Source organism: Dolichospermum compactum NIES-806 (genome assembly GCF_002368115.1).
Taxonomy (GTDB): domain Bacteria; phylum Cyanobacteriota; class Cyanobacteriia; order Cyanobacteriales; family Nostocaceae; genus Dolichospermum; species Dolichospermum compactum.
In genome coordinates this window covers 2,567,025-2,590,130 of the sequence record NZ_AP018316.1, presented here as the reverse complement: position 1 = coordinate 2,590,130, position 23,106 = coordinate 2,567,025, and the positions used below count along the sequence as shown (strand labels likewise).

The window sequence follows — 23,106 nt, the reverse complement described above, 5'->3', positions numbered from 1 at the left end:
GCCAAAGCGTAACCTAACGCATTTTTTAAATTTTATGCTATGGCTGGTTAACGCTAAAGCAAACAGTTTAACCTACAAATCAAGGCTTTTTCCAATTTGGATAAGGCATTGCTCAATCAAACAATATTTTGATTATTGGCGAGTAGTTCATTTATATTGGCTAAATCAGAGATATATGTGGCAACAACAACAAAAAAATCCTGTAATTATCAAACTGGCCTTAGTAGTGGCTATAGTTACCAGTCCAATGGTAGCAAATTTCTTAATTTCCCTACCCATCCAAGCAGAATCCAAGAATGAGACTCCAGATTTTCCCCTACCAGAAAAAGTAGAAAATGGGACTGTAGTTAAAGTTGATAGTTCTCGTAACTCCCTACTTGTCAACAAACGCTTAAAAGAAAACTTTGAAACCCAGTTTTCGGGAACTAAGGTAGAAATTGCTATCAATGGCAATGAAGATGCCGTAAAAGCGGTTGTAAATGGTAAAGCTGATATAGCATCCCTTGGTCGCAAACTCACTCCAGAAGAAAAAGCACAAGGTTTAAAACAGGTGCTAGTGCGTCGAGAACAAATCGCCATCATTGTTGGTATGAATAATCCCTTCTATGATGGTCTGACTACTGAGCAATTTGCCAAGGTTTTTCGCGGAGAAATTACAGATTGGTCACAATTGGGAAATGCTAAAGGTAATATTAGATTTATAGATCGTCCCTTCGATAGTGATACTCGTAATTCCTTTGGTGAATATTCAGTATTTAAATCTGGCCAACTATTAACAGGTACTAATGCGGTGCAAATGGTGGAAGATAACACACCTAACATTATTAATGAATTAAGTAATGACGGCATTAGCTATGTGTTAGCAAGTCAAATTTCTAAGTTGCCAGATGTGCGGGTATTAAAAGTACAAGATCTTTTGCCAGATAATTCTAAATATCCTTTTTTCCAGTCTTTTGTTTACGTTTATAAAGAAAATCCCAGTCCTAAAGTTAGAGATTTTCTAGGTTTTGTTTTAGCCAAACCAGGAGAAGAGTCTATAAAAGCTGCTAAAGAAGCAGAGGCAATTGCTATTGCAGCCAGATCAATACAAACTATGTCTGTACCTATGGCTAACGTCTCTACAGCAATTCCTACAGTAACCTCTTCAGAAACTCCTACAGCAACCCCTTCAGTTTCTCAAAGTCCCTCTTTAGTAATACCAACGCCAGAAACATTAGTTATACCCGAACCTAAAAAAGCTGAAGGGGAAACACAGTTAATAAATCCCTTTGATAATCCCTCAATGATTACCAAAAATATGAGGTTTTTCTTACTAATGCCTTTATTGCTAATTGCGGGATTAAGTACCTTTTTACCATTGTGGTTGAGAAGAAAAAAGCGAACTGCCAACAGCGGCGCTTCGCTAGAACTTGAAAAAGCGCAGATATCCTCAAATCCAGACAGTGATTCTCTGCCAGAGACCATGTTTACTCTGTCAGATTCAGAAGCATTTGCATCAATATTAAATAGTAATGGCAATGGACTTAATGGTGCAAATTCCTACAAAGAAGATGATGACAAGGAAATAACGGCAGTCAGTAATATAGCCACTATAGATGTACCACAGACGACTTCTCCCAATAATCAAATTCAGAAAATGCCCGAAATTAATCTTGATCTCAACTATGATGAAGTGGCTTGGGAGACAGAAGATCCTGTTATTGTCGTCAATAGTCACTTTCCACAAATCCTGAATATTCACCACCAGCCAATTAATGCAGATATTTCCACAAATGAAGTCAGTAATGTTCCATTAGAAGCACTAGAAAGGCCTGTAACTAAATCTAATCAAAAGATTACGTCCTTATCAGAATTACTTGGTATTACCCCCACACCAGTGAAGCCAGATAACAGCGTAACAGAAGTTCTGAACCTAACCCAAACACCTCAACCAGTCAGCCAATCACGACAAACTCAAGATTTATTATCTGATTTACCAATTGACTTACCATTCGAGTTAGGTGAGGCTTTAAACGCTATTACTAGTCAAATTACGCTCAATACCCCGGAAATAGAAGAAGAGATATATCCTACTCCCTTGCATCTCCCAGCTACAAATGAAGCCATAGCAATGGAATTAGATGCTGAAATAGAAGCCTGGACTAATATTAATCCCATCAATGCGACTGGAAATACTAGAATTATTTTCACACCCCGTACTCCCAAATGGGCTTACCTATCTTGGTATATTTCTGAAGATCATCAACAAGCATTACACAATCAAGGATTTACCATGTTGGCTATCCGGGTCTATGATGTTACCAATCTTGATCTGAGCTATCAGCGTCCTCAGTTCGATGCACAATACGAATGTGAAACCGCAATCAATGATTGTTATGTACCTATTCCTAGAGGTGAACGGGACTATATGACAGAAATTGGTTATGTGAATCGGGATAATCAGTGGTTGTGTTTAGCGCGTTCTGGGACAGTTCGTATTTTCAGTCGTCCCAGTACAGATTTCTGGGTTATTGTTGACACAGAATTGGTTTTTTATGGCTTTACAGAAGCAGGTGCAAATGTCGCCATTGATGGTCAAAAAGTCAAGGTTAATCCCGATGGTACATTTAAGTTAACTGTTCCCTTTGTGGATAATTCAGTTGACTATCATATAACGGCTACTTCTGCTAATAGAGAATATACGAAAACTATTGATCAGAAGTTTTTCCAAGAACAAAAAGAGGGTTAAGGAGTTCGGAGTTCGGAGTTCGGAGTTCGGAATTTGGAGTTTGGAGTTCGGAGTAAAAAAAAGAAGATTTTTTCTTCTATCACCTCTTCCCTCTTCCCTGTTTCCTACGAGATTATTTACCAATCATGGCAATGATAATAGATAAAGGCACATGAAAAAAATAATCTCGTTGGAATTGTTCTTCTCTGACTGCGGCTAAAAATTGGTTAATAACATTATCTGCGGGTTGGAGATGATGTGTAGAATCCCAGATTATTTGTAAATGATTATCTTGACGTTGGATGATAAATCCCAGGTGTTTTAATGCTTGAAAACCCAAATATAGGCTTTGGTCACTAATACCTAGTTTTTCTAAAAGTTTGATTCTGGTAACAGGTTGGTTTGTGCGACTGAGGTATTTAGAAATTCCTACTAAAGTTAGCCAAATGTCCTTGGGGTTTAAATTCTGGGGTTTTCTCCAAGTAATAACTAATTGTTTTTTTTGATTGAGCGATTGCTTGAACCATAAACGTAAATGATCCCAATTAGTAGGACAATCTTGCATAATTAATAATGATTGTTCTGGGTTTAGTTCGGTTAAGTTTTCCTGATTTCGCCAATCTAAAACCAATGCTGAATTTTTGGTTTTTAATTCGCTTTCGTTATTAGGACGGACGGTGATTAATCTAATTTCATAACGTTTTTTAAAGCTGTTGAAATCAATTTCGGCAATACAATCACATCTACCCATAGGCAGTTCTTCTTTATAATGTCCCCACCAAATCCCCGGAAACGGATTATTGGTAGAATTATCTCGAATATTAAAGTCAGTTTTAATATATTGGATTTTATTGCCTTTGAAATCTTGTTCATTTTTATGCCAAGAATTTTCAAACCAACAGTTTTTAATTAATAATTTGGGAATAGGATTACCCATTCCACAGGGTTCTAACAGTTTTAATTCTAAAAATAAATCTTTGCCTAAATCGGCAACTGTCACCACCAAATCAGCTTGTACTGTCGGAGTGAGATTTATTCCTCCTAGAGATTGACGTAATTTCTGGTTAATTGCGGCTGTAAATAGGGGGATATTTTCTACTAATAAACTCAACCCTGCTGCAAAGGGATGTCCACCAAAACGATGTAATAAATGGGCTTGTTCTTGAACTAATTGATATAAGTCAACGGAGTTAATGGAACGGGCTGAACCTCGTGCTAGAGATGGGCTAGAATCCGTCTTATTTTCTTTTGCTTCTGTACTTAACAAAATTGTTGGTCGCCCTGTTTCTTGGGCAATTTGTCCGGCAACCAGACCTAAAACACCACCTGCCCATTGAGGATCTTCTAAAACAATAACGCTGGTGGTTGATAAGTCTAATTGACTGAGTTTTTTAGTAACTTGGGCTTGGACATCTTTTTGTAAAGATTTGCGACGAGAATTAGCTAATTCTGTTTCTTCTGCAAGTTGTTGACAACGTTGCATATCTCTACTGGTTAATAATTCTACACAGAAACTAGCGTCACCATGAATGCGACTAACGGCGTTAATGCGGGGTCCCAAACCAAAGGAAATATCTGTGGGGCGATCGCCACTTTTCTGGCATAATTCTAATAACTTCCCCACTCCTGGTCTTCTTCTGGCTGATGGTGTTTTTTTAAAGTCTGTGTGTAATTGTTGAATTCCCAACTGTGCCAAATAGCGACAATCACCACTTAATTGGACTAAATCGGCAATTAATCCTACTGCTACTAAATCTAATAAATCTGTTAATGGATGTTCGGGAATATCTGGCAACCTGATATATAATGCTTCTACCAATTTATAAGCAACTGCCACACCAGAAAGATGATATAAAGGATGTTCTTGTGCTAAATAACGCGGGTTAATAATGGCGATGACTGGAGGGCGTTCGGGTGGTAATGTATGATGGTCAGTCACAATTACATCTAGCCCTAAATTTTGGGCATAGATGATTTCTGAAATATTTGTACTGCCTGTATCACAAGTAATAATTAATTTACAACCTTGGGCTGCTAAATTATCAATTCCTGATTTATTTAAACCATGAGATTCTGTTAAGCGATTGGGAATATAATAACTTAATTGACGATGTTGCTGAAAAAATTCACCCAAACCATCCCATAATACCGCTGTCGAGGTAATTCCATCGGCATCAAAATCTCCCCAAATAGCAATTTTTTCTCCTGTTTTGCCCGCAGTTATTAATCGTTGTACAGCCAAATTCATTTCTTGTCCAAATTCAAAAGAACTGGCAGGTTGATAACTTTGATAATTAATAAAAGCCGCTAACTTTTCCTGATCTTGAATTCCTCTTTGCCAAAATAATTGAGCAGCAAAGTTAACACCTGTTGTTGGTGCGTATTTTTTCACTAATTCAATAAACCAATCTGGGGGTTTCTCTTGTGTTGTTAAAATCCATTCCATCTTAAATCACATTCTAACTTTTGTATTTCTCTCCGCGCCTCTGCGTGAGACAATCTTATTCATTAATTCAAACTGATACTTCGGCAATATTTTCTAAACTAGGAAAATTCTGGTTAATATCTATAGTTACTTCCTTAATCTTTTGACGTTGACACCTCATGGCATATTGACAAGATTCACATATTTTCTGGGATTTGGCAATTTGGGGTAATGATATATGATTTTGATAATCTTTCACCCACTGTGTGAGATTGTTTAATAGTTGATTTAATTCCTGCGCTGTTTTCTGATGTTCTTTTTCATTATAACAAAATTTAATATTTGTAGTTTGCTCTTTTGATTTTACAAACCAGTAAGTTAGGGAAATATTTTCTAATAAATAGTTGCTAGTTTCTGCCATGACGTACATATAAAGTTTTGTTTGCCAATTTTGAGCTAATTTTTCTCTTTTAGGTGGTTGGGGATAGGTTTTCCAGTCGAGAATTTGGGCTTGATTTTGGTCGGCAATTAATAAATCATAAATGACTGTGAGGAGATAATTGCCAATTTGTAATGTTCGATAATGTTCGCTTTCTCGAAAGGTTTGATTATCAATATTAGTTATAAATATTTCTGGAGCAATTTTGCTAAATTCAGTCATCCAATTTTGTAATTGAGGATCTGCTTGTAGTAATTTATTAATAGGTAAATTCATTTCTCGTTGCTGCATCAGCAAGTGAAACCGACTACCTAAAATTTGATATTCTTCGTGTGTAGGATCTAGAGGAGTATTTAGTTGTTCTAAGTAGCTATGTTGGAATTTGCGCGGACAAGCTGTGAGTAAGTTGAGATGTCCTTGGGAAAGTCGGAGTATGGGGGTAGAAGTTGGTAGCATGATTCTCTTTTATTGATCTAAATCCAAAAATAAAGATTCTACCTCTCAATTACCAATTACTTAGTAAAAAATAAAAGGTAAAAGGGTGAAGTGTGCATTCCTCATTCATCCTCTTACCTTTTTCATATACCTGATGCTTATCCTATATTATCTCGTGCATCCTTCACTGCGGCAATAAAAAATAATACTGTGAGCGGAATGCTCAAAGCTAGGATAATGGCAGTGGTTGGGACACCAAAATCTGGTTCTCCATAACTTAATTCAAAAACTGAACCAACAGCCGCGATCGCTGCAATACAAGCACCACCTAAAAATAAACCGCTTTTTGGAGTTAAATACACTACTAGACCACCCTATGCTACTGGTTTCACTGCCTGATACGAGAAGCCATTTTTAGATAACTCTTCGTTTAAAGTCAAGGAATTTTCTACACGATCTACAAATACCACACCATTAAGGTGATCCAATTCGTGAAGAATACAGCGACCGAGTAAATCACCTGCTGTTAATGTTTGGGGACGGCCATACTCGTCTTTATAGGCGATTGTTACCACTTCTGGACGTTTTACATCTAGAAAGACGTTAGGAATACTCAAACATCCTTCCTGAGCTACACAGAGCTTACTGCTAACCTGTTTAATGGTAGGGTTAATTAATACTAATGGCGGATGATGAGGTTGATCTGGCTGGCAGTCAATCACGATCAGTTGTTTATTGATACCAACTTGAGGTGCAGCCAAACCAATGCCATCTGAGCTATACATAGTTTGCAGCATTTCGCGCACTAGTTGGCGGAGTTCGTCATCTATTTTGGTAACACGCTTTGCCGGCTGACGCAAAACGCGATCGCCTAAGTAGTGCATTTGCAAAGGTGGATTTTTTAATTTTTTCTTCTCGACAGCAATATCAGATGGCATGGTTTTTGATGGCTTGATAGTGAACAATATATTCTAATTCTATCGTTATTGACACTCCCTGGTCTAAAGACGCGGGGATTCTTAATCGAATAATTGTAAAGACAACTGCTCGAATAATATCCGCTTTTCAAGTATTACCTTAGATGTACGGTTCTTGCCCTGATCCTGTTTGCCATTACTGGCAGAATCATCTCTGACAAGCGTAACTTTCCGAGAGTCCCCCGGTAGGTTTTTAATGTCTTTGCTGACAAATTTTAAATTAGCTCTTCGTAAAATTGTCCGAGAAGCCTGAGTATCAGCATGGTCAACAGATTTTGGATTTACGATTTTGGATTTTGGATTGACTCCAACAAACAAGTATGGAGCTTGAGGATTTTAGATTGGCGAAAGCGTTGCGTACGCAGCGCAGCGAGTATTTTTGATTAATTCCGCCCTGAAGGGGCGGGGCTTGTACCGAAAATTCCCAATCCAAAATCTAAAATCCAAAATCTAAAATTTTTCGGTCAATATGTCCACAATTTTCACAAATGAACTTTTCGCTATCTCTATTAGCTTTACTAATATGATGACAAGCCGAACATTCTTGAGAAGTAAATTTAGGATTAACGGATAATACTGGCTTATAGCGGTTCTCGATTGAGTGAGATACAAGAACCCCACCCCCAACCCCCTCCCCGCAAGCGATGAGGGGGCTATGATGTATCTCATGCAAGTGCATATCGCCATACCAGACTTCAATGCCAGCCAAGTAATCTTAGAAAATAATTCGCCCCAACTTGCATCAGAAATAGAGCGATTTAATCCACGTTTTGCAGATTGACCATTAGCCATAAATCGTCCTTGCTGCCTTTTGGGTTTGCAGCGGGACTTCATAGCCTTAACATTTAGATCATCTTGGACAATTGCCTCAGCGGTGTTAACAACTTTATTGGCTGCTTTCCATTGATGATCAGATCATTTCGCTTATCTGCATTTTTTTTATGTAGCTTGGCAACTATTTTCCCAGCTTTTTTGCGATTGTTAGAACCCTTGACTTTACGATTAACTCGGCGCTGTCTAATTCTTAATTGACGGCGAATTTTCTTATTAGTTGCAAGCTTAGGATTTTCAATAAACTCTTTCTCTCCAAACCCGTAGGGGCGCAAGGCCTGCGTCCTCTATTGTATTTCACGTAGGGGTAGCGCCCCCGTGCCTACCCCGGTATTTGGGGCAACCACAGGGGGTTTGCCCCTACAAATGTTGGGTTTTGTTGGGGTTTTATCAATTTTTACATACAAAATAGGGGTTTAGCATTGCTAAACCCCTATACGAATCAATCCTGATTACTTCCTAACCTAATTCTAGAAAGTGAAGGTAGTCCGTAAAGTACCAACCAATTCGTTGGCGTTCTTGTCGTTATTTTCAGGATTCAAGATTACCAACACACCAGGAGTTACCAGAATATTGTCGGAAAGCTTAATCTTGTACAGACCTTCGATGTGATAAGAATCACCTGCTTCAAAACCTGCATTTTTCAAAGCATTGATATTTGATTGCCCACGTACTGCACTTTCAGTAATTTTAGGTGATTGACCAAAGATAAAACCTAGAGTATTACCTTCTCTCAAGAAATCTTTGACACCTATTGTACTAGCCCAATAAAATATTTCAGCACTTTCTGGAGTACCGACTAAAGAGCTAGCTGTTGTATAACCTGCCCAACCGCCTAATGTAATTTTTGGTGTAGGTTGCAAACTAACTTGTACACCGTAGTTGTTAGATTCAGTTCTATCGGCAGCAACAGTGCCCAGATTATTCGCCGAGGCACTTCCAGTGTTTCCAAAGAAATTGGCAACACCTCTTTGATAACTATGGGCGTAGGTTAGACCAACGTTGATTGCTTTGTTAGGCTTGAAAGCCAACTGACCAAAGATAGTGTTGCTACCATCGAATAGTCCGCTTCCAGGTGCAGGGTTAGCTGCGTTATCTCTACCTGTAGCAAAATAAGCTGCGCTCAAAACAAATTTATCACTAGGGGTGACGTTAACAGTGATACCCGCACCATCAGCTGCTTGACGATAAATCGGGCTGAAACGTCCGTAGCGAGATAGAGAACCTGAACCACTGCTTCTAAAGTCAGGGTTGAAAACATTGACGTTTTCGTTTAACTCACCACCAGTAGCATCAATCTTGACACGAATTTTGTCGCTCAAGTTGAAAGCGTAGTTAAGTTTGTCAATAGTAACAGCATTGGCGTTAGCACCAGTGTCATAACCCAACCGGCTCATATTGGTTCCGGTAGTACCTGCATTACTAGCAATATTCCCCGCATTCAACCGAGTTTGCAATTGGTCTTTACCAGTGAAGCTGGTGTTCAAAGTCAACCGCACTCGGTCAGAGAAAGTTGCATTGTTGTCTGCGTCTCTTGTTGGTGCGCCAGAAGCAACTGCTACCTTATCACCAAAAGCTTGGGATACGCTGAAAATTGCTTCACCAGATAGTTTGGTGGTGGTAGAGAACTGATTAGCTTCTAGTTCGCCAGTACGAGCTTCTAAAGCATCTACTTGACCGCGAATAGTTGCTAATTCGGTAGAATATTCTTCTTGCAAGCGCTGTAAGGTAGCTAGATCTTGCTTGCTTACCATGTCAGCAGTTGCAGTAGCAATGAGTTCATTAACGCGGTCTAGGCAGGAATTTAAACCAGCCGCAAATTCATAACGACTCAAAGCGCGATTACCTCGGAAATTACCGTTAGGATAACCAGCTACGCAACCATAACGTTCAACTAATGACTGTAAAGCTTGAAACGCCCAATCTGTAGGTTGTACGTCGGAAAACTGAGAAACGGATGTTACTTGACCCAAGCTGTTGGACTCTTGGGATAACTGAGCAACGCTTGTTACTTTTTCGTTAGCTTCACCAGCAAAGGCACTATTACCAGTTAGTAGGATCAAAGCGATAGCAGGGCTAACTTTGAGAATATTCCAAAAAGCTTTTTTCATAAATTTTAGTCTCTCACACACCTAAATGAATCCAACTTATGGTAATGTCCTGATGGAATTTACACATAAATGTTCTATGGTGATTCTACACCATTAATGACAATTAAAACAACTAAATATCAAAATTTTTATACAAAGTTATAATTTATTTATGATCTGGTAAATTTGAGATTATACTCTGTTTATGGTACGTATTGATAAAGATCAATATCAAATTTACGATCGCTGACCTGTGACAATATATGTAACTCGTTGGGCAATATTAGTTGCGTGATCTGCCATGCGTTCTAAACAACGAATTGCTAAGGTTAACAGCAGAATTGGTTCAATGACTCCGGGAAAATTTTCTAGTTGGGCAAAGGTTTGATAAAGATGCTCATAAGCATTATCTACAGCATCATCTAGCTGCTTCATTCTTTGTCCGCTGGTTTCATCCAAATCTGCCAAAGCAACCAAACAAGTTGCTAACATTGCTTGGGCGTGCTGGGACATAATGGCAATTTCTGGCAAAGAACTATGTTGAGGATAAGGAAAGAGTTTAATGGCAATTTTTGCTAAATCTTTGGCATAATCCCCAATCCGCTCTAGATCACGAACTAACTGCATAAAAGCACTTAAACATCGTAGATCTTTTTCTGTAGGTGCTTGACGAATGATAATAGTTGTGCACTCAGATTCTATTTGCCGATAAAAGCGATCAATTTTTTTATCTAGTTTGGGTATTTGTTCCGCTGCTATTAAGTCACCGGCAAATAAGGCTTGATGACTAAGACGAAATGATTGTTCTACTAAAGCACCCATGCGTAATAAATCCCGTTCTAAACGCCTAATGGAGCGTTCTATCTGCGGTATTTCATGATTTTGTGGATCAAATACAGTTTTCACGCTGGTTATATAAAAAGTGTATATATTTTATTAACTATAACGTGAGTTCGACATAACGATAATTTGTGGAAAACTCACCCCACGTAGGAGTCTCAAGCCCTTATTCTCTCGTTGAAAAAATCATAAGTAGGTGGGCGTTAAAAATTGTCGTTGGGGCAAGAGAACAGGGGACTCTTAACTGGGAACAGGAAGAGAGTTTTGAGTGATTTTACTTTTCTTCACATACCTTTAAATTTTTCTGTTCACCTACTTAACTCCTAACTCCTAACTCCGAACTCACGTTAACTATAGTCTTGGGTAGGTGTATTTGTCATGATCTGAGAGAATTGAAGTTGAAGCCACGCCCCACCTGTTTCTGGATGGTTCATGGCTTTAATTGCACCACCGTGAGCAATGACTATTTGCTGGACAATGGCTAAACCTAATCCACTACCGGCAATTCCCGTTGTCGAATTGACTTCAACGGGTGAACGATATCGAGCTTTGTCTCCGCGATAAAAGCGTTCAAATACGTGGGGTAAATCGGCAACAGCAAAGCCAATACCGGAATCAATAATATTGATTTCTAACATTTGACCGTTATCAGTAGAAATTATGTTAGTTTCAACCTCAATAGTTGTTTGAGCGGGACTATATTTAATGCTATTATCTAGCAAGTTGATAAACACTTGATAAAGTTGAGATTTATCTGCTTGAATATAGATGTTTTCTAGTCCAGTATAGTTAATACTCAAAGACTGACGTTGGGCAATTGGTTCTAGAGTTTCCCATGCTGAGATGATGAGTGATCGCATTTCCACCATTTCCAACTTTAACTGCATGGTGGGATTATTTTCCATTTGCGTCAGTTCCAACCAACTTTGCACCAAATTAATCAATCGGTCAACTTCTTGCATCAACCTATTAACCCAACGGTCTAAAGGTGGTTCTAGACGGGTTTGCAGAGTTTCCACTACCAGACGAATAGCCGTGAGGGGTGTTCGTAGTTCGTGGGCTAAATCAGAAAAAGAGCGATCGCGTTCTTGCTTCATATCTAACACAGATTGGCAATTTTCCAAAAATACCCCCACTTGTCCCGTTGTCAGAGGTAAACTAGAAGCCCGCAGAAACATAGATTTTACCGCTGTCATCTCCCTAGCATCCTCACAAGAAGGGTGAAAAACCCATTCTTGCACCTGTGGCTTTTGCCAATCACGAGTTTGTTCAATTAACTGATCTAATTCATAAGACCGCACCAACTCTAACAACAAACGCACCTGTCCTGGTTGCCACCTTTGAAGATATAAAATTTCTCGCGCTTGCTGATTACACCATAACAGTTGATTTTCCTCATCTACCTGCAAATACCCCACAGGTGCAAAATCTAGCAATTTCTGATACATAGACAATGATTGCTGCAAATCCTGTCTTTGTTTATTCACCATAGAAATATCCTGCCGTAAGCGAGGTCTTAGCAGCAACTTAATGTTATTGATTTTATGGGAATGAGAATTTAACGGTTGCAATAATCGCTCTAAATACCAGTTCAGGTGAACCTGTTGCCAAACCCAAAAACCAAGGCCGACAACTAAACCCAGAAAAAATCCCAAAAAAAGCATAGAAGTCGTTAGTTGGTGTATGATTCAAAACTAACAACTATCTTCGCAAATCACCCAAATCTGTAACCAAAACCCCTCACAGTCACAATATATTCTGGATGACTAGGATCTTCCTCCAGCTTTTCGCGCAACCAGCGAATATGAACATCCACAGTTTTGCTATCCCCCACAAAATCTGGACCCCATATCTGATCCAACAACTGCTCCCGTGACCACACTCGTCGTGTATAACTCATAAATAATTCTAACAGCCGGAACTCCTTCGGAGATAAATTCGCCTCTTCTCCACGCACAGTTACCCGACACTCTTGAGCATTTAAAGTTATATCTTTGTGCTTAAGAACCGGAACCTGTGGCAATGCACTTAAACGTTGACGACGAAGTAACGCCCGACACCGCGCCACCAATTCTCGCATACTAAACGGTTTCGTCAAATAGTCATCAGCACCCACCTCCAAGCCCAGCACTCGGTCAGTTTCACTACCTTTAGCACTCAACATCAAAATTGGCACTGAGTTGCCTTGGTGACGCAAAAAACGGCAAATATCCAGACCATTAATTTGCGGCAACATCAAATCTAACAGCACCAAATCCAAAGACAGTTCTTCAGAATTATTTTCACAATTTTTCAGATATTCTATCGCTGTTCTGCCGTCACTAGCAACAATTACATCATAACCTTCCCCTTCCAAGGCTACAACTAACATTTCCCGAATTAGTTCTTCGTCTTCGACTACGAGAATACGGCTTGTTTGTCCAATATCTGCCCTGGCAGAATACTTAGCTAATTCACTGGTATACATTAATTTTTTCAGTGTATAATAAAGCCTAGTATATTATAAATCATACCAATCATAGATTTATTTTAATTTTCTTTGTATTTAAGTTAATTGCAATACTGTTCGGTTAGGGAAATGTAGGTTGGGTTGAGCGACTCTTAACCCAACAGGATTATTGATTTGCTTGGGTTTCCTTACGTCAACCCAACCTACGATGTAAAAATCAACTATGAATGCTACCATCAGGCATAATTGCCCCAGTTAAAAAAGTCTCACTCATATCTGTATCATCTAAATTAGCACCTGTTAAATTCACTTCGCATAAATTAGCCTCGCTTAAATCTGCACCACTCAAATCTGCACCTTGTAAGTCTGCTTTCCACATTCTCACACCTCCCATTTTTGCGCCACTGAGGTTTGCACCCTGCAAATTTGCGGCGGAAATTGATGCCATGTGTAAATTAGCATCACATAAATTAGCACAACTCAACAATGCACCACTGAGGTCTGATTCATTTAAATGAGCAGTTTTTAATGTGGCTTGAGTTAAATCAGCACCACAAAGAATAACCTCAGATAAATGCGCTCTTGTTAAGATTGCTCCTTGAAGATTCGCTTTACTCAAATTAGCTCCACTTAAAGAAGCTGCTGTCAGGTTTGCTCCTCTTAAATCTGCTCTGCCGAAGTCTACACCACCCAAGTTGACTCCTTGCAAATTCGCTCCTGGTAAAGCAATACAGTTAAAGCTTCTTTCTCCTGTTGCGTACCTAGCCAAAAGTTCTTGAACATTCATACTTTTTAGACCTTGGTAAGTAGTCGGACAAAATTAAAAAATAATTAAATTAGATATGAGAGCATAATTATCGAGAATATAGTTTAACACTGTCGTTTATTTAATCTAAACATAAATACATTTCCAATGATAAATTTATTCACATTTTTTAACTTCTGAGCAATCAAGAAACTAGAATTTAAATAAATGCTACAATGAAATTACAGGTCTTATAGCTATCCAGTATTTATGAATACTCATAATTTAAAACTAGGAAAATATCTAACTTTAGAAGAATTTTGTACCTGCACTCAAACCTATCATAAATATGCCCAAAATATCAATCCTTATCCACAAAATCTACCAGAAGTAATTCCCGCATTAGAGGATTTAAATAAATTTATCATTGACCCAGTGATAGATTATTTTGGTAGAGAAAGATTTCGTCTTACCTACGGTTTTTGTTCTCCAGACTTAAAAAAGTATCTTGAGAAAAAAGACCCAATGACAGGGCAAAAAAATGGACGAGTAGCTCCGAATCTCGACCAACATATCAGCCATGAAATCAACAAAAACGGTAAATACTACTGTGAAAGATTAGGTGCTGCTTGTGATTTTCTAATTACAGACTTACCCAGCACAGAATTAGTAGAATGGGTATTACAAACAAAACTACCCTTTGATTCCCTCTACTTTTACAGTTATAACCAACCAATTCATATTAGTTATGGACAACAACATAAACGAGATATTTGGACATTTAATAACTCAGGAATCCCCACAAAAAAAGGAATCGAAGACTGGATAAAACTAGCAAAACAAACATAAATAACCCTCTATTCCTCTTCTCTGCGCCTCTGCGTCTCTGCGTCAGCAACATTCTTTTTTCTTTGTCGAGTTCTCAAAGCTGCCTTAAGTGCTTTCAATTTATAAGCATCTGCATCTTTAGCCCAAGATAACCGATAACCATCAATAACAGTACAATTTTCTTTTAGACATTTTTCCCAACCAGAAACATGACTAATACTGTGCCAATTATCCAAAAGACCCCTATCTTCTTCTTGACAAGTTAGTTTAACTAATTTCTCATATTGGGGATAATCGGGAGTAACTAAAGCTTCTATTTGGTGTAAGATTAGTGGGTCATTTTCTTGATCATAATCTTGATAGGTAACGTGCAAATCTCGCAAATCAATTGTCATGACTTTTGATAAAATGGGATGAGGATTAATATCAAAATCAGGGTAAAATAAATAAGATATCTTAGGCGTTTTTAGATGAAATTTAATTACATTGGCTGCTTCTAACCGTCCAATAGTGCGACTAGCGCAACCTTCATAAAGACGTAATAAGGGGTCAACTGCTTGTAATGCAGAAATGTGAACCCAAAGGGAATTAGGTAATTTTTTCCCGACTTTGCTTTCTTGACAACGTTTAATAATTAGTTCTGTATTTCCCAAACTGCGTAACATTTGGTCAGCATCTAAACAGGCTTGTTTATAACTACTATATAAACCCAGGATGTCCTCTTGTACTGCTGGTGCTAATTGTCCTAATCGGGGACGACGGCTAAAATTACACAATGCTAAATAAACCATTAGATCTTGACGGCGTTTGTCAGCGATCGCTTGCCATTCTTCCGAATCAGTTGCCTGTATAATGGTATTAAAGGCTCGGCGTAAACTCCCAAATTCCTCAGCAATTGCCGCTTCTTGGGGTAATTCTCCCTTAATAGGCATTCTTCCGCGTTCCGTCAGAAAATTCATCAGCGGTGTTAATAATTCCTGATGTTCCTCAAACCGTTTTACACAAAGACGGATTCTGGGAGTAGTCGCACGGGAACGGAAGCGAGAAGCACGAAATAACTCCGCTTCAGCATCATCTCGAAACACAAAATACACCCCCAAAGCCACAGGAATTGCGTCAACTCCTAATACTTGGTCAATGTAAATTTTTAATTCTTCCTGCTCATAATATTTCTGAAATGTGTTGCGGTTAGTGATAATACCATCGCCATAAGCAATTACACCCCGCTTCATATCAGATATCAACACTTGGGCTGCTACTAGCAACACCTTTTGAGTTAGTTCCCAAGCTTGAATTAAGGCTTCTCGGCGCTCGCTTTGATTTTCAATCACATTGATGACAAAACCAATATTGACAATATCCGCAGCTATTTTCGGCGTATATGGCGAGTAATAAGGGTCCCAGCCACAACTTGTATAACCATGTTCAGCAATGCGGGTAACATCTCCACCATGTCCACAACCATAATCAAAAAAGGTGGTTTCTGGACTAAATAAGCTCAATTCCAAAGCTAACCGCACGGGACGAGACAAATCAGGGCGAATAATTGCGGCTTTGTGACGGTCTATTTTTGGAACTATATTTGTAGTTATAGAACTGCTTTCCCGTTTAATTAAACAGTGTCCTTGCACTTTCACACCAAAAACTTGTAGCCGTTGTTCCCAACCCAACTTAGTGCCAATTCCTTTAGTGTAATTAAGTAAACCTAAAGCAACTTGAGCGCGAGTTAAAGCTGCAAACTCCTCATAGAGGGGATATTCTGGAGTCACAAAAGTTTCTTTGCGGTGCAGAATGGGGGGATTTTCTGAATCGCTATAATCCCGATAACCAACTTCTAGAGTTTCTACGTCAACCTGAATACTAGCTTGTAAAGCCGGATGAGGATCAGTATCAAAATCAGGATAAAATAGATAGGAAATCTTGGGTTTGTTTGTGCTAAACTTGACTATAGTTGCCACCTGAACTTTAGGTAAGGCACTACGGGCGCGGCTTTCATATTCCTGAAGCCAAGGATCAAGAGTATGTAGAGCTAAAATGTGAATGTAAAAGGCATCAGGTAACATTTTGCCAACAGGATTGTTTTGGCAATATTGATTTATGTTATTTATATCAATAGAGTGAAACGTTGAGAGGTTTTCCTCAACCGCATTCCTTATGTTATCAGGTTGAACCATTACTTTGTCATCTTGTAAAAATATAGATAACCTGGTTACATTTACTTTAGTACAAAAAATCGGAAATTGGAAGTTAATAAACTTTAAAACTAAAGTAAAAACAGTTCAAGCCATTGTTTATCAATATGTTGGAGTAGTTTGTTATTGTTTTGATCAAAATTACTCAAAGGGAACAAAAAGAACTCATGTTTTTAAACATGAGATTGAAATAATGACACTGTTGTTTTCGTGCTACGCATCTTGTAAAAACATCTTTTTTGTGAATGAAGCTCTAAACGGGTGCAAATGCGTGTTTCTTCCCTGTTCTCTGTTCCCTGTTCCCTGTTCCCTTTTTTTGTAAAAAGAGTAAAACACAACAAAAAATAACGTTCACTAATGACAAATTGTGGTCTTAGTTAAGTTAAATTAAGTTAATTCATATAACTTGACATTTCTTAATTTTCAGCAAAACATTTGGTCATTTATTAAATTTTTAATAATAGTTATATCTAGTTGTAGATTTATGCAGTCAGTTAATATCAGAATTGTGTAATCTGAAAAGAACTAAACTAATGACTAAATAGAGGTCTAATGACTCCAACTATCATGCGTCAACTTTGGTCTATCGTTGAAGCCACCCACACAGTAACACTTTTACAGCTTGATGATGCTAGTTTGGTGCAGTGGTTGGTGAAACAAATAACTAATCAAGCTTTTTTAGATCCTCATGAAATTGATTTCTTGTGTGATTACATCCAATCTCGGCTGAGTCTGATTCGTGATTTAGCTTATGAACGCCAACAGTCATAGTGAAGTAGTTGTGCTGTTTATTTAACTTTCGATGGTAAATAACCTTCTACTAAGCAATCATTACCGACAATTCGCCAACTTACCCGCTCCAACGGTAAGGCTTCAGTCATACTGGTTAAACCCAAGTCTCCCACAGGTGTAGGAGCATGATCTCCACCAATAATTTTGGGGGCGATAAATGCCATGATTTTTTGGACAGCGCCTTGAGCGATCGCACTAGCTGCTAAAATACCACCACATTCCCATAGCACGCTACAAAAACCGCGCTCATATAAATAACCCATGACTATTTCTGGAGTGAGGGAGCTAAATTCTACCACTTCCACACCTTCTGACCGCAGCATTTTTTGAAAAGCTTGTGAACTGCCAACTTCCGTTACAACCAAAGTTGGAGCTTCCTGAGTATCCCATAGCCAAGCCTGTTCTGGTAAATTCAGACTACGACTCATCACCACTCGTAGAGGATTATGAGCCGCAACTTGATGGCTAGTCAAGAAAGGATTATCTTTTCTCACTGTATTCCCACCAACAATCACCGCATCACAAGCGGCTCGCAATTGATACACCTCAGTGCGAGCATCTTGATTTGTTACCCAAGCGCTATGACCAGCAGTAGTGGCAATTTTACCATCTAAAGTCATAGCATATTTCAAAATACCTAAAGGTCGTTGATAGAGAATGCGATGAATAAACCCTTCATTTAAACGCCGACAAGCCGCTTCCTCTACTCCAACTACAACTTCGATCCCCGCAGCCCTTAGCCGCGCAATCCCACCACCTGCTACCAAGGGATTAGGATCAACCATCCCTACCACCACCTTAGACACACCAGCATTGATTAATCCTTCCGAACAGGGAGGAGTCCGTCCATAGTGATTACAAGGCTCAAGACTCACATAAACAGTGCTTGAGTGCGCCCGTTCTCCCGCTGCTCTGAGAGCAAAAACCTCAGCGTGAGGTTCACCGGCACGGGGATGAAAACCTTCTCCCACAATCTCCCCATTCTGGACAACCACCGCCCCCACTAGGGGATTTGGTGAAGTGTATCCCAACGCCAGACGAGCTAATTCCACGCACCGTAGCATCATCCGCGAATCAAAGTCATTACTTACTAATTCTGGGACTACAGGATGGTTTTCAGTTAAGGATGTAGATGCTGGAGAGACTCCTGGAAAATTATCCATTTGACTTACGAATTACGAATTAATTTCATTTGCTGCCACCAGCGATTAAGAGGATAATAAACCACAGGCGCCCACAAACTACTAAGAATTGCCGAAGCTAAGGTTGCACGCTGGTAATATGTCCAAATACTGGCTACATGACGATTTCCTTCCCAAGATAACTGGAAAGCAAAAATAGTGTCTGCCACCACAGCCATCACAAATACAATTAAAGCAATAGAAATAAAGTCTTCTTGAATAAACCGCTGTTTTTGCATCAGGGCGGTTAACATTCCCACAATTCCCAAACACAAGGCATGAGTGGGATCTGGTGATGTCATTGCATCTCGCAGTAGTCCCAAAATGATTCCTGACAGCAGCCCAGAAAATACTGGGCGATTAACACTCCAAGCCACGACCCAAATCAGTAGCCAGTTAGGGCCAATGCCTAATAATTCCATCCCAGGAAGACGAGTTGGCAACATTAGTAAGCATAACATTACAGTTAAAAATATTACCATCCAATCCACAATTTGATGCCACCAAGGATGCCAAAGTGCTAATGGGGGAATCAAAAAATAGGATTTTCGTCTAGTTGAAGTTGATTTTTTATCTCTGTTACTGGTAAATCCAGGTATCTTCATATTTTAATGATTATTGATTGATTATTATAATAGCTTTGGGCGGTCAGCAATCAGGAGTCAAATCTTTTCGGTGTAAGCCTCTGGGATGAAAATTAGGATCTCATGCCAGTGCATACCTCCATATCACTGCTTAATTTTAATCTTTGTGAACCTAATCTGACTACACACCAATTTTTCAAAGGCTTGAAATACATACTGATATAGTTAGGTACTTTTTATGGCATCAGTAGCTTTTGCCGAATAATTGGCGACAATTTTGCCAAAAGATACAAACAAATGTCCAAATTTTTGCCAAGATAGAAATATTATTTTCTAAAAATTAATTTGGCAAAAATCAGCATGAATGAAAAAATCATAGAAAACTCAGGCAAAAGTTTTCTCGTTCTAATTTTGCCGATATCGTTTTTGATTGTTTTCCTAGTCAATACCTGGAAAGTTTTACTGGTAATCTTAGGTCTGTTAATGGTTTTCAATCTTTGGCAGCAATCTAGATGGGAAAAGTGGTGCAATCAAGTTAATCCGCTTTTTTATGAGTTAATTCAGGAAAATCAGGGGAAAATTACGCCCATGGACTTGGCAATCAAGGGTAATTTTTCTGGAGAGGCGGCAAAAAGCTATTTAGATGGCAAAGCTAGGGAATTTGGTGCTAGTGTACTAGATTCAGAAAATGAGGAGTATCAATCGTACTACTTTATTAATGCCAGTATTCTCGGCGATATTCTTGATAGTAGTGAATTAGTAGAAAAACTTCCCGCTCAACCAGTTACTAAGATTGTCCGTTCGTTTTTGGCTCCACCTCCACCCATTCCCCAGGAGGAGGAAACGCAATCTGAATCTAAATTGGAATCTGAATCTGAATCTTTACCTGTTCCTACCCATGAGGAAGTGAGAAAACCTCTAGAAGAACAGTTAGTTTTTGGTTCTTTGATCCAATCTGAATTAGCCAAACGGCTAAATGTCTATTCCAGTACGGTGTACAAACGACGCAATGACCCAGATTTTGCTGAGTGGTGTCGTAGCCGTGATCCTGATGGTATTGCTTGGTCCTATTCTCGTAGGTCTAAGGAGTTTTTCCCAATTCAGGAATAGGCAACAGGAAAAAGAGTTGTTTTTAGCTTGGGGGGTGTTTGAAAAGTCATGGTTGCTGGATCAAATGTTTTACCCCTCCCTAACTCTCCCCTTAGAGGTTGTTTGAAAAGTATTAGATGAAACCGATAATCTCCAAAAACCTAACCCCCTGCCCCCCTTCCCTACGTTAGCGCAGCGTGCCGAAGGCTGGGAAGGGGGGTTTCAAAGCCTCTCCCCGAAGCGGGGAGAGGTTTGGAGAGGGGTTTGTTTATTAAAAACTTTTCAACCATCGCCTTATAAAGGCTACGGTGTACACACAAGTTATCGAATCACCATTATTCCTCAAATTACCCCTCCCTAAACCTCCCCGATGCTTTGGGGAGGGAACTAATTTTTCCGGTTTTCCCCCAAAGCATCGGGGGGACTAAGGGGGGTAACAATGTGATGAAAATTATGGGATACCACTTTTAAAACATCCTCTAAAATCGTATTACCTATTACCCATCCCTATCGCTTGACTGATGGATGTTAAGCCGTTTTCTTCTAATTTGGTTAATAAACCGGCGAGGATGCGGCGTACCATTATTGGTCCTTCATATATCCAGCCTGTATAAGTTTGGACTAGACAAGCACCGGCTGTGATTTTTTCCCAAGCATCCTGGGCGGTAAATATGCCACCTACGCCAATGATGGGCATTTGTCCCTGGGTTTGTTGGTAAATAAAGCGAATGACTTCTGTGGAGCGATCGCGCACTGGTTTTCCACTAATTCCTCCCGCTTCTTCTTGGGGAGATTTGCCAGTTTTTTCAATGATTTGGGTTTTGAGTCCTTCCCGGCTAATAGTGGTGTTGGTGGCGATTAAACCAGCGATTTGGTAAGTTTTTACCAGAGCAATAATGTCAGATATGGCCTCCCACTCTAAATCGGGGGCTATTTTCACAAATATGGGTTTTTTCGCGGTGTTTTCCTGTTGTATTCCGTCCAATATTTGATTGAGCATGGCAGCATCCTGGAGCGATCGCAATCCCGGTGTATTGGGAGAGGAAACATTAACTACAAAATAATCACCCAAATCCTTAAGTAATCGAAAACTCTCTAGATAATCCTGCGCTGCTAGTTCCAAGGATGTTATCTTAGATTTACCTAAGTTTATTCCTATCGGTATCGGGACTGGGTGAATTAAATGTTGTTTTGCCTCTGTTAATCTTGCAGCCATAGCGACTGCACCAGAATTATTAAAACCCATCCGGTTAAGTGCTGCTTGATCTAAAGGTAAACGAAACAACCGAGGGGGCGGATTTCCCGGTTGGGGGTGATAAGTAACAGTACCCAATTCAGCAAAACCAAAACCAAAATTATGCCAAATATTAGCAGCAATACCATCTTTATCAAATCCAGCGGCTAACCCCAAAGGATTGGGAAATTTCATTCCCAGTATGGTTTGTTCCAATCGTGGATCATTTAGACACAGATACTGCTGAAGGAGGCTGTTTAACCAATTGGTATAAGGATAATAACTGGCTTTCGACAGCCAATTTAGACTACCGATGGTTTGTTTGTGCAACCACTCCGGTTCGGTTTTCACCAGAGTAAATAGGAAATGACCAACTAATGATTTATAAAGATCCAATTTATGTTACGAGTCAGTTAACGTAGAATTATATTCATATTATAGCTTTACGTGAATCTGAGAATTTTAAAAAATGTTTTGCTTCTTTCAATTCTGATTTCGTAGATGTAATTTATAAAACTGATAATTTGCAAAAATCCCAACTGAGAAGATTTTTTTAAGTCTAAATTTTCCAGTTTAATTTCACTTTTTATAACCGATTACTGCAAGATTACCAGCGGGAATAGAAACGGGTAAGTAGCCGATTTTTGTCTTCTTCAGAAAAGAAAGACAGAAGCGCTTGAGTTTTAAAGGAAGTGGGAATAATTTTACCCAGTAATGTAAAGGATAACGATTAAAGATAACTTTAGTTGTTATCGTTGTAAAACCATTCGTTTTTAAAAGATATCTAGCACTTTTTTCCGAGAACAATTGTAAATGTTCAATATCAAAAATGGGAGATCTCATTCTCAAAATTTTAGCTGAGAGAGCGCGATGATTATGACAAATGAAAAAAACAGCCCCACCTTTTTTGACAAGAGTATAAGCATCTTGACACATTTGTTTAGGGTCATACAAATGTTCTAGAGTTTGAAAACAAGTAATAAGACTAAAAGTTCCCGCTTGAAAATCCTCAACTCTGAAAAGACCATGCTTAATTAATGGTTGTATTTCCTCCTTAGCAGCTAGAATAGGTGCTTGGGAAGGTTCTACTCCAATAACAGAAGTAAACCCTGTACGCAGCAATTCCTCTAAAAATGCTCCATCCCCTGTGCCAATATCAATCGCACCATCTAAATTAGGAATATGTTGCATAATTTCGGGTAAAAAACTGGCATAAGTACGACTCGCATAATGGGCTTCTTCTGAACTATCAAAAGCAGCTTCATGAT

21 protein-coding genes are annotated in these 23,106 nt (G+C 39.0%); 5 read left to right on the top strand and 16 right to left on the bottom strand.

The window, feature by feature from the left end; genetic code table 11:
• Positions 1–175: 175 nt before the first annotated feature.
• Positions 176–2,728: a substrate-binding domain-containing protein gene (locus CA730_RS12400; protein WP_172891183.1), complete on the top strand. Its 2,553-nt coding sequence runs from the start codon at positions 176–178 to the stop codon at positions 2,726–2,728.
• Positions 2,729–2,840: 112 nt separating this feature from the next.
• On the opposite strand, the gene recJ is transcribed toward CA730_RS12400, so the two are convergent.
• The 5 genes from recJ to CA730_RS25610 all read right to left on the bottom strand — a co-directional run bounded on the left by recJ (position 2,841) and on the right by CA730_RS25610 (position 7,662).
• Positions 2,841–5,153 carry a single-stranded-DNA-specific exonuclease RecJ gene (recJ, locus tag CA730_RS12395; RefSeq protein WP_096667642.1) on the bottom strand — a complete coding sequence of 771 codons (2,313 nt, stop codon included), beginning with the start codon at positions 5,151–5,153 and terminating at the stop codon, positions 2,841–2,843.
• Positions 5,154–5,220: 67 nt separating this feature from the next.
• Positions 5,221–6,027 carry a PD-(D/E)XK nuclease family protein gene (locus CA730_RS12390; protein ID WP_096667640.1) on the bottom strand — a complete coding sequence of 269 codons (807 nt, stop codon included), beginning with the start codon at positions 6,025–6,027 and terminating at the stop codon, positions 5,221–5,223.
• A gap of 137 nt (positions 6,028–6,164) precedes the next feature.
• A complete protein-coding gene (locus CA730_RS12385) occupies positions 6,165–6,368 on the bottom strand; it encodes a hypothetical protein (protein ID WP_096667638.1) in 204 nt (67 codons plus the stop codon).
• Positions 6,369–6,380: 12 nt separating this feature from the next.
• Positions 6,381–6,944: a peptide deformylase gene (gene def / locus CA730_RS12380; RefSeq protein WP_096667636.1), complete on the bottom strand. Its 564-nt coding sequence runs from the start codon at positions 6,942–6,944 to the stop codon at positions 6,381–6,383.
• 475 nt (positions 6,945–7,419) lie between these two features.
• Positions 7,420–7,662, bottom strand: a complete 243-nt coding sequence (locus tag CA730_RS25610; RefSeq protein ID WP_157750065.1) for a zinc ribbon domain-containing protein — start codon at positions 7,660–7,662, stop codon at positions 7,420–7,422.
• Between CA730_RS25610 and CA730_RS26050 the strand changes: the two genes are divergently transcribed.
• Positions 7,639–7,764 (top strand): hypothetical protein, encoded by a 126-nt coding sequence (locus CA730_RS26050; protein ID WP_269076538.1) that lies wholly within the window; start codon positions 7,639–7,641, stop codon positions 7,762–7,764. The two genes, CA730_RS25610 and CA730_RS26050, sit on opposite strands and share 24 nt — an antisense overlap.
• A 64-nt stretch (positions 7,765–7,828) precedes the next feature.
• Here the strand turns inward: CA730_RS26050 and CA730_RS26440 are convergent, their stop codons facing one another.
• From CA730_RS26440 to CA730_RS12340, 6 genes are all read right to left on the bottom strand, one after another.
• Positions 7,829–8,089 carry a transposase gene (locus tag CA730_RS26440; protein ID WP_096667632.1) on the bottom strand — a complete coding sequence of 87 codons (261 nt, stop codon included), beginning with the start codon at positions 8,087–8,089 and terminating at the stop codon, positions 7,829–7,831.
• A 195-nt stretch (positions 8,090–8,284) separates the two neighbouring features.
• The gene (locus tag CA730_RS12360; protein WP_096667630.1) at positions 8,285–9,925 is read right to left on the bottom strand and encodes an iron uptake porin; all 1,641 of its coding nucleotides are present in this window, start codon (positions 9,923–9,925) and stop codon (positions 8,285–8,287) included.
• A gap of 216 nt (positions 9,926–10,141) precedes the next feature.
• Positions 10,142–10,810 carry a phosphate signaling complex protein PhoU gene (gene phoU, locus CA730_RS12355; protein WP_096667628.1) on the bottom strand — a complete coding sequence of 223 codons (669 nt, stop codon included), beginning with the start codon at positions 10,808–10,810 and terminating at the stop codon, positions 10,142–10,144.
• Between the two features lie 281 nt (positions 10,811–11,091).
• Positions 11,092–12,408: a sensor histidine kinase gene (locus CA730_RS12350; RefSeq protein WP_096667626.1), complete on the bottom strand. Its 1,317-nt coding sequence runs from the start codon at positions 12,406–12,408 to the stop codon at positions 11,092–11,094.
• Positions 12,409–12,458: 50 nt separating this feature from the next.
• Positions 12,459–13,211, bottom strand: a complete 753-nt coding sequence (locus CA730_RS12345) for a winged helix-turn-helix domain-containing protein (protein ID WP_096667624.1) — start codon at positions 13,209–13,211, stop codon at positions 12,459–12,461.
• A 199-nt stretch (positions 13,212–13,410) separates the two neighbouring features.
• The gene (locus CA730_RS12340) at positions 13,411–13,980 is read right to left on the bottom strand and encodes a pentapeptide repeat-containing protein (protein WP_096667622.1); all 570 of its coding nucleotides are present in this window, start codon (positions 13,978–13,980) and stop codon (positions 13,411–13,413) included.
• Between the two features lie 228 nt (positions 13,981–14,208).
• Here CA730_RS12340 and CA730_RS12335 point away from each other — a divergent pair, with 228 nt between their 5' ends.
• The gene (locus CA730_RS12335) at positions 14,209–14,787 is read left to right on the top strand and encodes a hypothetical protein (RefSeq protein ID WP_096667620.1); all 579 of its coding nucleotides are present in this window, start codon (positions 14,209–14,211) and stop codon (positions 14,785–14,787) included.
• 8 nt (positions 14,788–14,795) lie between these two features.
• On the opposite strand, the gene CA730_RS12330 is transcribed toward CA730_RS12335, so the two are convergent.
• On the bottom strand, positions 14,796–16,940 hold the full coding sequence (locus CA730_RS12330) for a DNA phosphorothioation-associated putative methyltransferase (RefSeq protein ID WP_096667618.1): 2,145 nt from the start codon (positions 16,938–16,940) through the stop codon (positions 14,796–14,798).
• 570 nt (positions 16,941–17,510) lie between these two features.
• Between CA730_RS12330 and CA730_RS12320 the strand changes: the two genes are divergently transcribed.
• The gene (locus tag CA730_RS12320) at positions 17,511–17,729 is read left to right on the top strand and encodes a hypothetical protein (protein ID WP_053537647.1); all 219 of its coding nucleotides are present in this window, start codon (positions 17,511–17,513) and stop codon (positions 17,727–17,729) included.
• 17 nt (positions 17,730–17,746) lie between these two features.
• Here the strand turns inward: CA730_RS12320 and ribD are convergent, their stop codons facing one another.
• Positions 17,747–18,913: a bifunctional diaminohydroxyphosphoribosylaminopyrimidine deaminase/5-amino-6-(5-phosphoribosylamino)uracil reductase RibD gene (gene ribD / locus CA730_RS12315; protein ID WP_096667614.1), complete on the bottom strand. Its 1,167-nt coding sequence runs from the start codon at positions 18,911–18,913 to the stop codon at positions 17,747–17,749.
• 5 nt (positions 18,914–18,918) lie between these two features.
• On the bottom strand, positions 18,919–19,536 hold the full coding sequence (mreD, locus tag CA730_RS12310) for a rod shape-determining protein MreD (protein WP_096667612.1): 618 nt from the start codon (positions 19,534–19,536) through the stop codon (positions 18,919–18,921).
• Between the two features lie 339 nt (positions 19,537–19,875).
• On the opposite strand from mreD, the gene CA730_RS12305 reads away from it, so the two are divergent.
• Positions 19,876–20,625 (top strand): hypothetical protein, encoded by a 750-nt coding sequence (locus tag CA730_RS12305; protein WP_096667610.1) that lies wholly within the window; start codon positions 19,876–19,878, stop codon positions 20,623–20,625.
• Positions 20,626–21,094: 469 nt separating this feature from the next.
• Here the strand turns inward: CA730_RS12305 and CA730_RS12300 are convergent, their stop codons facing one another.
• The gene (locus CA730_RS12300; protein ID WP_096667608.1) at positions 21,095–22,234 is read right to left on the bottom strand and encodes a quinone-dependent dihydroorotate dehydrogenase; all 1,140 of its coding nucleotides are present in this window, start codon (positions 22,232–22,234) and stop codon (positions 21,095–21,097) included.
• Between the two features lie 183 nt (positions 22,235–22,417).
• The coding region (locus tag CA730_RS12295; RefSeq protein ID WP_096667606.1) for a class I SAM-dependent methyltransferase at positions 22,418–23,106 on the bottom strand (689 nt) is incomplete at its 5' end.